We start from the raw sequence: 11144 nt of genomic DNA on the forward strand, positions 1-11144 counted from the left end.
CGGGGCGTGATCAATATCCCGGAATGCAGCGTTGTGGTCATCACCTACAACGATGCCCCACGGCTGGCCAGGGCCGTGCGGTCCGTACTCCGGCAGTCCCTGCGCGACATCGAGGTGATCATCGCGGACGACGCGAGCACCGACGACACCGAGAGGGTGGCCCGGCAGTTGCAGCGTAAGGACCCGAGGGTCCGTTACCTGCGCGGGGAGGTCAACAGCGGGGGGTGCGGGGTCCCGCGCAACAGGGGCGTGGCGGCGGCGCGGGCGCCGTACGTGATGTTCCTGGACAGCGACGACGAGCTGACGAGACACGCCTGCAAGAGCATGCTGCTGGAGATCGAGAGGACCGGCGCGGACTTCGTCACCGGGCAGATCACCCGGCTGTACGAGCGGAGCGGGAAGAGCGCGCGCTACTACCCCGCGCTGTTCGCCAGGCGCAGGACGGTCGAGGGGATCGCCCAGGAGCCGGAGATGTTCCTCGACTCCTTCAGCACCAACAAGCTGTACCGGGCCGAGCTGCTGCGGCAGGTGCCGTTCCGCGAGGACATGCACTACGAGGACCACGTCTTCACCACCGCCCTGTACTGCGCGGCGCGGCGGTTCGCCGTGGTTCCCTGGGTGGTCTACATCTGGCACCGGGCCTCGGCGGAGAGCGAGGCGCGGTTGTCGATCTCGCTGTGCCTGACGGAGATGACGAACGTCCGCTCCAGGATCAGGGCGGCCCGCCTCAGCGACGACATCCTGCGGGCCAACGGCCTCGGCCACCTGGTGCACGAGCGGCAGCGCCGCTTCATCCGCCAGGACCTGCGGGTCTATCTCAACCCGCTGCCCTCGCGCGACCCGGCGTGGATCGAGGAGTTCGTCTCGGTGGTCCGGCCCTACCTGGCGGAGCTCGACCCGGTGGTGTTCGAGACGATCGACCCGCTGATGCGGGTCTGCTGCAGTTTCATCCTCGACGGCAGGCCCGACGAGCTGCTGGTGGCCGCCCGGTCGCTGAACGGCCCGAAGGCCCCGCCGCGCGTGGCCGTACGGGAGGGGGGCCGCACCTACTGGGGCGCGGTCCCCGACGAGAGGCGGGAGATCACCTCGCTCCGGATGGCCGAGCTTCCCTACAGCGCCTCCCGGCTGCGTCACGAGGCGGTCCTCACCGGCAAGGGCTCGCTGATCAGGCTCGCGATCACGACGTACGACCCGTTCGGCGTGCTCGCCGCCACGCCCGGCTGGACCGCGTACCTGCGGTTCAGGAACCATCGGCTGCGGCTGGAACCGCGCGAGCAGCCGGACGGCGGTTACCTGAGCGAGGCGACGATCGACCTCACCACGATCCACCACGGCCGGCTGGGCTTCGAGGGCCGCTACGACCCGGTGATCGAGATCCTCAACCCCGACGGACGGGTCACCGCCGACCGGTTGCTCGTCGCCCCGTCCACCGCGCCGTTCGGCACGACCGTCCTGTGCCACGAGGTCGTCGTCAAGGCGGAGGGGAACGCCGCGTTCCTGCGGGTGCTCTGGCGCCGCCAGGGGCTGCTGCGGCAGCTGCCCCGGCTCAAGCGGGCCGCCGCCCGCCTGCTGCGGAAGGTGAGCGGGCCGGAGGTGAAGCTCCGCGTCTACAGAAGCCTGATCTCCGTGCTGCCCGCGCGCAGGGACCTCGCCCTGTTCGAGTCCGATGTCGGCACCGGATACACCGGGAACCCGCGCTACATCTACGAGGAGCTCAGGCGACGCGGCGCGCCGCTGAAGATGGTGTGGTCGGCCGCCACTGCGCGGGGGCACTTTCCCTCCGGCGTCCGGCTGGTACGGCGGATGAGCTGGCGCCACATCTGGACCATGGCGAGGGCGGGCTACTGGGTCGACAGCCACGGCATGCCGCTCGCCTATCCGAAACCGCCGGGCACCCGCTACCTGCAGACCTGGCACGGCCAGGGCATCAAGTCGGTCGGCTTCGACGCGCCCGACCTGCGCGCCGACTTCGACGGACCGAGGGCGACCTGGCGGGCCGCGGTGGATCGCTGGGACGCGCTGGTCTCGCCCAGCGCCGAGTTCGAGCGGGTCTTCGTGCCCTCCAACGGCTACCGGGGGCGGTTGCTGCGGCACGGTTCTCCCCGCTGTGACGTGCTCGTGCGCGGCGACCGGGAGGCGGCGGGGCGGGCGAGGAGGCGGCTGGAGATCCCGCACTGGTCCAGGGTGCTGCTGTACGCCCCCACCTACCGCGACCGGGCCAAGGGGTCCGGGCAGTCGGTCAGGGCCGACCTGGACGCGATGGCCGAGGCCCTCTCCGGCGACTGGACGGTGATCCTGCGGACCCACCCGGTCGAGCGGTTCGAGGTGCCCGAGCATTTGCGCCACTTCGTCCGGCACGCGGGCTCCTATCCGGAGGTGAACGACCTGATCCTGCTCTCGGACGCGCTGCTCACCGACTACTCGTCGCTGATGTGCGACTACGCGGTCACCGGGCGGCCGATGCTGTTCCTGATCGACGACTGGGACGAATACCGCAGGGTGGAACGCGGCGTCTACCACGACCTGCCCGCGATCGCCCCCGGCCCCTGCCTCACCACGACCGAGGAGCTGATCGAGGTGCTACGCGATCTCGACGGAACGACGGCGGCGTTCGCCTCCAGGTACATCGCGTTCCGCAGGACGTGGTGCGCCGACGAGAAGGGGAACGCCTCGGCGAACGTGGTGGACGCCTTTTTCGACCCCCGGCACGCCCAGGCCCCTCTCCCCTCCGACGTGCGGGAACGTCCCCCGATCGTGCCACGGCACCTGGCACGCCTGCCGCTGCTCGGACGGTCGCGGTGACCGGCGGGCGCGGTGGGGCGGTGGTGTTCGCGTGCCTGGACGCCGACACCCTGGGCGGCGTCCAGCGCGTCACCCACACCGTGGCGCAGGGCCTGGCGGAACGGGGCCGCGAGGTGCACGTGATCGGGCTGCATCGGTCGGAGAAGCCGTTCCGCTATGTGGAACGGCCTCGCTACACCAGTCACGTGATCCACCGGGCTCCGGTGGGAAGGCTCTCGCGACTCGGCAGGCGCCGCGAGCGGCAGGCGCTCGACAGGCTGCTGCGGGAGGTGGGGCCGGGGTTCGCGGTGCTCTCCTCTCCCAGCGTGGTCACCCGGATCGGGGACCTGCTGCCCGAGCGCCTGCTGCCGATCGGGCAGTACCACGGGTCGTACGAGCACGCGCGGGGATCGTGGCACCTCGGCTCGGTCCGCGGCCACTACGGCGCCCTGGAGAAGGCGGTGTTCCTCAGCGAGGAGGACGCGTGGCTGTTCTCCGAGCACGCGTTGCTGCCCAACACCTGGTCCATCCCGAACCCGCTGCCCGTCTGGCCCTCACGGACCGCGGACCTCACCGCCCGCCGGGTGCTCGGGGTCGGCAGGCTGGAGGGCGTGAAACGGTTCGACCGGCTGATCTCGGCCTTCGCACGGGCGTGCGGCCGTCCGGGTCCCGGAGGCACAGAGGGCGCAGAGGGCGACGGCGATCACCCGGATCTCGTGAGGGCCCGCCGCGAGGCGAGCGAGGGCTGGGAGCTGCACCTGATCGGCGAGGGGGCCGAGCGGGAACGGCTCCTGTCGCACGCCGCGGAGTGCGAGGTGAGCGACCGGGTGGTGTTCCGCGGCGCGGTGCCCGCCGCCCGGATGGCGGACGAGTACACGGGCGGGTCGCTGCTCGCGCTGTCCAGCGAGCACGAGGGGCTGCCGCTGGTGGTCGGCGAGGCGGCCTCCTACGGGGTGCCGTCGGTGGCGTTCGACGTGTCGAGCGGGCTCAGGTCACTCGTACTGGACGGGCAGACAGGGGTGCTGGTGCCCCCGGCCGACGTGACCGGGCTCGCCGCCGCGCTGACCGGGCTGATCGCCTCGGCCGCGGAGCGGCGGCGGCTGGGAGCCGCCGCCCGCGCGCACGTCGAGGCGTTCCGCCCCGACCACGTCCTGGACCGCTGGGAGGCCCTGTTCGACCAGATCACCCGCTGACCGTCCCCGGACCGGCGGGAAGCCCTGCCCGGATCACCCTCTGACCGCGTACCACCGGCGGGAAGTCCCGTTCGGCCGGATGCCCATCACGTACCGGATCGGCGGGAAGCCCCTCACCTGCCGGCCGCGACGGGCTCGGTGCGCGGCATGGGCACCCCGGCCAGCACGATCTGGGCGGAGGTGAGCCGGGCCCCCAGCGGGTTCGGCTCGCGGAGCCGGATCAGCCGATCGAACGTCACCCTTTTCACCCGGGTCAGCTTCCGCCTGGCCGCCGTCCGCTCGTAGGACATCAATCGCGAGGTCTCGGCCTTCGGCGCCCCGGTGAGCTCGTACCCGTACGTCTGCAGCCGGTCCCCGAGCACGCTCTCGCACAGCGAGACCTCGCCGGGGTCGAGCCGGTCACGCCACGAACCGGCCCGCGCGGTGGTCACCTCGCCGAAGGTGCGCGCGTGCCAGGTCTTGCGTGCGGGTACGGCGATGCCGGCCAGCGCGCCCGGGTCGCACATGGCGGGGTCGAAGTCCTCACCGAGGAACTCGCACAACCTGCGCAGGTGGGCCTCCGGCTCCGCGGTCAGGTCCTCGTAGCGCAGCTCGTGGTAGCTGCCGCCCGGCAGTTTCGGCGCGCCGTGCCTGGCGAAGTCGATCGCCTCGGCCCAGGCGGAGACCGCGCTGTAGACGGTCCCGTTGTACCAGGGCATCTCCTTCAGCGACGCCACGCAGTCGCGGCCGTCCCTGATCAGGTGCACGAACTGGGCGTCGGGGAACAGCCGCAGCAGCACGTCGGTGTACTGGAAGTACGAGGGCCGCTTGTCACCCCAGCGCGGCTTGCCGTGCCTGGCCGCGTAGGCGCGCAGCACGATGCCCAGCGCGGAGCCGAGCGTCGGCGGCCCGCCGACGATCTGGTCGAGCACCTCGTCGCGGTCCAGTTCCAGCTCGTGGAAGCGTGACTGGCGCCGGTCGACCACCCATTCGCCCAGCTCACGCCGGTGTGCGGCGTCGTTGAGGTCGCCGAACTGGAGCCGCCGCTGGTAGGCGGAGACCATGAACCGGGTCTCCGGCGGGATGGCGACGCGCGGGTGGGCGTGCAGCATCAGCTGCAGCATCGTGGTCCCCGAGCGGGGACAGCCCAGGATGAAGATCGGGCGATCGGGCTTCATCTCAGACCTTCGCAAGCTCGCCGAGTTGCCGGCTGGTGAGCCTCGCGGCCACCGGGCTCGGCTCGCGGAACCGGTTGACGCGGTCGCGCATCTCCTTGCGCCTGCGTGCCCAGCGCCGCTTGGACGCTGCCTTCTCGCACGCCTCGACGTGGGTCTTGCTCGCCTTGGGGGCGCCGCTCAGCTCGTAGCCGTTCGCGATGAGCCGGTCGCCGAGCACCGTCTCGCACACCGAGATCTCCCAGGGCTCCAGCCTGGCCTTCCACGACCCCGCCCTCGCCGTCGTGACGTCGCCGTGGGTGTGGCTGTGCCAGACCTTGTGCTGCGGGATCGCCACCCTGGCGACGTGGTACGGCTCGGTCATCGCCGGGTCGTAGTCCTCGCCGAGGAAGTCGCAGAGCTTGCTCAGCTCGGTCTCCGGGTAGGCCGTCAGGTCCTCGTAGCGCAGCTCGTAGTAGCTGTCGGCGGGGAGCCTCTTGGCGTGGCGGCGGCCGTAGTCGATCGCCTCGCTCCAGTTGACCGCCGCGTGGAAGACGTCCTTGGTGTACCAGGGCATCTCCTTCAGCGACGCCACGCAGTCGCGGCCGTCCCTGATCAGGTGCACGAACTGGGCGTCGGGGAACAGCCGCAGCAGAAGGTCCACGTGGTGGTAGTAGCTGGGCCGCTTGTCACCCCAGCGGCTCTTGCCGTACTGCTCGGCGTAGGAGCGGAAGGTGATTCCCATCGCCGACCCCAGCGTGGGCGGACCGGCGACGATGTCGTCGATCAGCTTGTCCCCGTCGAGCTTGAGCTCCTTGAACTTGGTGTCCTTGTCGCTCACGATCCACCGGCCGACCCTGCGCCGGTTGCGTTCCTCGCGCAGGTCCCCGAAGGAGAACCTGCGGTAGTAGCCGGGCACCACGAACCGTGTCTCCGGAGGCACCGCGATGCGCGGGTGCGAGTGCAGCATGAGCTGCAGCATCGTGGTGCCGGAACGCGGACAACCGATCACGAAGATCGGGCGGTCGGACTGCATGACAACGAACCCCCGTAAAGCTTGGTCAAACAGATATGCGTGGCGCCTTCCCGACGAGCGGTACGACGGGCACCACCCGGGCGAAGAGCCACATTCGGTAGATCAGAACGACCTCGTTCAGCAGAAGCAGGACCCCCGCCGCGACCGCGAGGGGCACCAGGGCGACCGTCCCGACCAGCGGGGCGACCACGAACACGGCGGCGTGGAACTCGATACCGCTGATCAGGTGGGTCCGCACCCGGTGGCGGGCCAGGAGGCGGGTGAACCTGCGGGGCAGCCTCGGGCGCCTGCCTTTCCTGGGCCCCCGCCGTCCGGCCCTGTCCTCTGCCCGGTTCTCGCCGTGAACCTCTTCACGGTCTTCTTCCCGGTCCTCGAATCCGGCGACTCGCAGCGGCTCGCGGGGCGTGATGACCTCGACGGGCCTGAGGCGTCCCGCGTGGGCGGTGTGCCCGGCGGCCATCGGCGCCTCCCCCGCCCTGGGGGATCCCACGGTCACCACGGACTCGACGGGTACCGGCCGTCCGAGCCGGTTCTCCCTGACCACCTCGCGCACGCGCTTCATCTGCGGCGCGTTCACATAGCGGAACAGGTCGAGGACGGCCACCCCGGTGCCCAGCAGGATGTAGGAGACGTCGCCCGTCGCCACGTACTGCCCGGACGCCAGCCCCGCGGCGCAGCAGAGCACCCTGATCCGGTCGCCAACGTAGTCGAGCCAGAGCCCGAACGCCGTCCCCGTCCCCTTGAGCCGGGCGATCTTCCCGTCCATGCAGTCGACCATGAAGCTCACGTAGAACAGCAGTGCCCCCACGGCGAGCCGTCCTGACGCGAAGCAGATCGCCGAGCACATGCCGAGGATCAGGGAGAAACGGGTGAGCCCGTTGGGGGTGATGGACGTGTGGTTGGCGACGAGCAGGGTGAGCCTGCACGCCACCGGGTCGACCAGGAAAACGGTCCACCAGGAGTCTTTTCGTTTCCGGGTCGCGAGAACGTCGTCCAACGAATAGGCCCTCATGCGTTCCAGCATGGCCACGCGGTGTCTCCTGTCATCTACGCTCTGTAACTACTAGAAGATCTCCATGCCACTTCTTGACCGACCCGCGCCATGGGGCTCCGGCGCTTGAAGGACACGAAAGGCCGAGGAGGGTCTCCCCGGCCTTTCGTGAGGACGACGGGCGGCTACCGGAAGATCCGGTCCACGGCCCTGGCCGCCGCGCCGCCGTCCTCCAGCGGGCAGAACCTGGCGGTGAAGGCGTCGTACAGCTTCCGGTACTTACCGCGCACCTCGTCGGCGTCCCGCACGGCCGTCACGACCTCCTCGGTCGTGCGCAGCAGCGGCCCGGGGGCCTCGGCCTCGAAGTCGAAGTAGAAGCCGCGCACCTCGTCGCGGTAGCGCTCCAGGTCGTAGGTGAAGAAGAACATCGGCTTGCCGGTCACCGCGAAGTCGAACATCGCCGACGAGTAGTCCGTGATCAGCATGTCCGCGACCAGGTAAAGCTCCTGGATATCCGGATATATCGAGACATCGAAGAGGAAGTCCGTGCCGACCCTGGGCAGCCTGTCCGTGACGTTCGGGTGCTTACGGATCATGAGCACATGGTCCTCGCCGAGCTTCTCCGCCATGTGCCGAACGTCGAGGCGCAGGTCGAGCCGGTAGCGTCCCCTGCTGTAGAGCTTGTCGTCGCGCCACGTCGGGGCGTACAGGATGACCTTCTTGCCCTCGGGCAGGCCGAGACGCTCCCGGATCTCCCCGATCCGCTCGGCTCCGGCACGACGCAGCAGGTCGTCACGAGGAGAGCCGATCTCCAGGATCTCCCCCTCGAACCGCAGGGCACCGTCCAGGATCGAGGTGCACCAGGGACTCGGCGAGATGAGATGGCTCCACCGGGCGACGGCCCTGGCGAGCCGCTCGTGCTGGTCGGGCCTGGCGAACGGCACCTTCTCGACGTCGAACCCGACGCGCTTCAACGGCGTGCCCCGCCAGGTCTGCAGCACCGTCTGCCCCCCTCTGCGCTCGAACCAGGAGGGCAGGTGGCTGTTGGTCACGATGTACCTGCAGCGGGCGAGGGCCTCGAAGAACTCCCGCCCGTACCGGCGGACCGGCGTCACCCCCTCGGGCAGTTCCACCTGCCCGTCCCGCACGACCCACATGAACTCCAGGTCCGAACCCCGCCGCACGAGCTCCTCGTAGATCGCCTTCGGGCTGTCGGAGAACTGCCTGCCCCCGTAACTGTCGAAGAGGACGGCGGGCCGCAGCGGTTCCTGGCACCTCGCGGGGTAGAAGTCCTCGCGCAGCAACCGCTGCTGCTTCGGCCTGCCCGAGGCGCGCAGGTCGTCGCTCACGGTGAAGACGGCCTCGTTCATCAGGTCGGTGTCGAAGACGAACGTACGGGTGGCGGAGATGTGCTCCAGCGGCGCGGACAGCCGGAACTCCATGCGCATGTCACCGGTGCCGGCGCCGGTACGGATCGCGAAGCCGTGCGTGCCCGCCGGCAGCGGCAGCCACCCACCGAGCGTCTCGCTCCCCTCGGGCGTCACCGTGGCACTGCCGTCGACGAGCGGGAAGAGCCGCTCGGTGAGCCGGTTGCGCGAGGTGACGACCAGCCACGCCGGACCGTCGATCGGGCGCATCGGGGCCCCGGTCACCCTGAGGTGGCCCAGGTCGGTCCACTCCACCCGCTCCACGTAGAACGTCGGCCGCTGCTCGCGCAGCACGAGCCCGCCGGCCTGCGACCGGTTCAGCACCACGTCGCGCCCGCGGAGCCGGTAGAGGCCACGCTCCACGTCGCGGGCGACGAGCAGCGGCCGGGCCTTTCCTTCGGCGGGGACGACCTCGAAGTGCCACTCGGCTCCGGGGTTGAGCGCGCTCATCTCCAGGCCGGCCGGGTCGAGCTCCGGCCAGCGCTCGGACAGCACCTCGTCGAGGTCGACCACCGCCTCGAAGGCGCCGTCCGACACGGTCATCGGGTAGCGCCGGTCACGGCCCCCCTGCGGCCGGATCAGCCGCAGCGTCGGTGCGGCCCCGAGGTCGTCGTCGCACCGGCCGCCGATCCTCAGCTTGCCCTCGGCCACCCGGTGGCCGGTGACCCGGCCCCCCGGCCGCTCCACCCGGAGCCTGAACTCCTCGGCGGGCGTCCACTCCGTCCACGCCACGGTCCTCGGCTCGCGCTCGGTGAACTCCAGCCGCCGTGCGGCCGGGCTCGGCTGCCCCAGCCTTCCCCGGCGCAGGAGTCCCCGGGACAGTACGCACAGGTCGATCCGCCAGGACGAGCCGGCCGGGAGCTTGGCGGGATCGACGGTGAGCCGGAACCCGCACCAGTCCTTGCGCCTGCGCGGGCCGGTGTCGACCAGCGACAGGCCCCGCCTGATCGTGACGGGGAGCCGGATCCTGCGCCGGTGACCTTCGAGTCCTTCGGTGCCCTCAGCGCCCTTAGCGTCCCCGGTACCCTCGGTGCCCTCGGGGACGAGCCAGGCGAGGAGGTGCTGCTGCATCCGCCTGCGGGGACGCAGGTAGCGCAGCGAGATCCGGCCCTCGACGACCAGCTTGTCGTCCTTCCATTCCAGGCTGTCCACTCGCTGGCGCAGGTCCAGTTCCTCGCGCATCCGCGTGGCGGACCGCTCGACCTGCACGGGCACGTTGAGGTGGTACCCGCGCAGGCTGCTCCCGACGACGCGGGCGGTCGGCTTCACCGTCCTGTCCCACTCCAGCAGCTGGAGCAGGTCGCTCATCCTGCGTTCCTCGACGAGGATCCACTTCGCCCTGCGCTGCGCGGGGATGAGCGGGAGAACCTTCGGCCCCGCCCTGTCGAGATAGGCGCACGCCAGGTCGAGGAAGCGGTCGCGGAACTCCTCCCCCGCCTGGTCGAGCACCTGCAGGAAGTTCGGCAGGTCGCTGTCGAGGACCATCCGGTCCCACGCCCTCAGGTGCTGGGTCCGCCCCGTGTCGACGAGGAAACTCCGCACGGAGTCGACGGCGGCGAACCGGTCCTCGATCCCCTTGAGGTGCCCCCGGTTCTGGGTGATCGAGACGTTTTCCCCCTCCCTCTCCCGCCACAGGTAGACCGGAGTGGACAGCACGTCCACCGCCCCGGCGAGGAAGTGGGCGGGCAGGGCGACGGCGATGTCCTCCCACAGGACCCCCTCGGGAAAGCTCAGCCCCCGCTCGTCCCAGAAGGAGCGCCGCCAGAGCTTGTTCGTGACCAGACGGTCCTTGAGCAGGATCTCGTCGGCGGTCACGTGGGTCCGCCTGGCGGAGTTGGCGAAGATCGCCTTGTGCATCGCCGACTGGCGCACCCCCTGCCCGCTGAAGCGCAGGACGTTGCCCGTGACGAGATCGGATCCGCTCTCCGTCAGAGAGCACACCATCGTCTCGACGGCCGTCAACGGGAGCATGTCGTCGCTGTCCAAAAAGGCGAGGAAATCACCGCTGGCGTGCCTTATGCCGGTGTTGCGCGCGGTGCCAAGGCCCCCGTTCTCCTGCCGGATCAGCCGGAACCGGACGTCACGCTCGACGAAGGTCTCGGCGATCTCCGCACTGGAGTCGGGAGAGCCGTCGTCCACCATGACGACCTCGATGTCACTCCAGGTCTGCGCGACCAACGACTCCAGACACGCCTCAAGGTACGGCTCCACGTTGTATATGGGCACGATGATGCTCACTGGGGCCACGATCGGTCCTCCGGTAGTCGAAAGCTCACAGTCCGGTCCATCGGCGTGAACGCCGGACATGGCACGCGGGCGAAGATCCACTCAGCGTGGAAGACGTCACGGGCGCGCGGCGGGAAGCCCAGTGGTCGCCGGAAAGCGGCGGAAGGAGCCCGTGTGCCCGTCGACACAACCTGGCGGCCATGAACGCGACGTAGACGTCACGTCAGCAGCATGGCTCCGCGCCGGGCCGGACGAGCCCAAAATATGACCGCGATGGAGTGAGCTGACCGAGACTTGACCATCTCCGGCACATCTCCCCCGGCCGGCCGATCCGCCCTCGGGTCCGTGACGCGGCAA

General features: G+C 70.2%; 6 protein-coding genes. 2 read left to right on the forward strand and 4 right to left on the reverse strand.

Translation table 11 applies throughout. The features are described 5' to 3' along the window. Nucleotides 1–6 precede the first annotated feature (6 nt). Together ACFY3D_RS07270 and ACFY3D_RS07275 are read left to right on the forward strand one after the other, a co-directional pair. The gene (locus ACFY3D_RS07270; protein ID WP_389976045.1) at nt 7–2802 is read left to right on the forward strand and encodes a CDP-glycerol glycerophosphotransferase family protein; all 2796 of its coding nucleotides are present in this window, start codon (nt 7–9) and stop codon (nt 2800–2802) included. Beyond that, nucleotides 2799–3974 (forward strand): glycosyltransferase, encoded by a 1176-nt coding sequence (locus ACFY3D_RS07275; protein ID WP_389976048.1) that lies wholly within the window; start codon nt 2799–2801, stop codon nt 3972–3974. Before ACFY3D_RS07270 ends, ACFY3D_RS07275 begins: the two co-directional genes overlap by 4 nt. 113 nt (nt 3975–4087) lie before the next feature. Here the strand turns inward: ACFY3D_RS07275 and ACFY3D_RS07280 are convergent, their stop codons facing one another. The 4 genes from ACFY3D_RS07280 to ACFY3D_RS07295 all read right to left on the reverse strand — a co-directional run bounded on the left by ACFY3D_RS07280 (nt 4088) and on the right by ACFY3D_RS07295 (nt 10799). Further along, entirely contained in the window at nt 4088–5131 is a 1044-nt protein-coding gene (locus tag ACFY3D_RS07280) for a sulfotransferase family protein (RefSeq protein ID WP_389976051.1), read from the reverse strand. Nucleotide 5132: 1 nt separating this feature from the next. After that, complete coding sequence (locus ACFY3D_RS07285; protein ID WP_389976054.1) at nt 5133–6143, reverse strand: sulfotransferase family protein; 1011 nt, start codon at nt 6141–6143, stop codon at nt 5133–5135. 25 nt (nt 6144–6168) lie between these two features. Further along, a complete protein-coding gene (locus ACFY3D_RS07290; protein WP_389976058.1) occupies nt 6169–7155 on the reverse strand; it encodes a CDP-alcohol phosphatidyltransferase family protein in 987 nt (328 codons plus the stop codon). Nucleotides 7156–7319: 164 nt separating this feature from the next. Continuing rightward, the gene (locus tag ACFY3D_RS07295; protein WP_389976061.1) at nt 7320–10799 is read right to left on the reverse strand and encodes a CDP-glycerol glycerophosphotransferase family protein; all 3480 of its coding nucleotides are present in this window, start codon (nt 10797–10799) and stop codon (nt 7320–7322) included. Between the last annotated feature and the right edge of the window lie 345 nt (nt 10800–11144).

The sequence above is a fragment of the Streptosporangium sp. NPDC000509 genome (assembly GCF_042898365.1).
Classification (GTDB): Bacteria; Actinomycetota; Actinomycetes; order Streptosporangiales; family Streptosporangiaceae; genus Streptosporangium.

Coding starts and splice junctions, on each gene's coding strand:
- ACFY3D_RS07280 (WP_389976051.1), bottom strand. CDS start 5,131: ATGAAGCCCGATCGCCCGATCTTCATCCTGGGCTGTCCCCGCTCGGGG.
- ACFY3D_RS07285 (WP_389976054.1), bottom strand. CDS start 6,143: ATGCAGTCCGACCGCCCGATCTTCGTGATCGGTTGTCCGCGTTCCGGC.
- ACFY3D_RS07290 (WP_389976058.1), bottom strand. CDS start 7,155: ATGAGGGCCTATTCGTTGGACGACGTTCTCGCGACCCGGAAACGAAAA.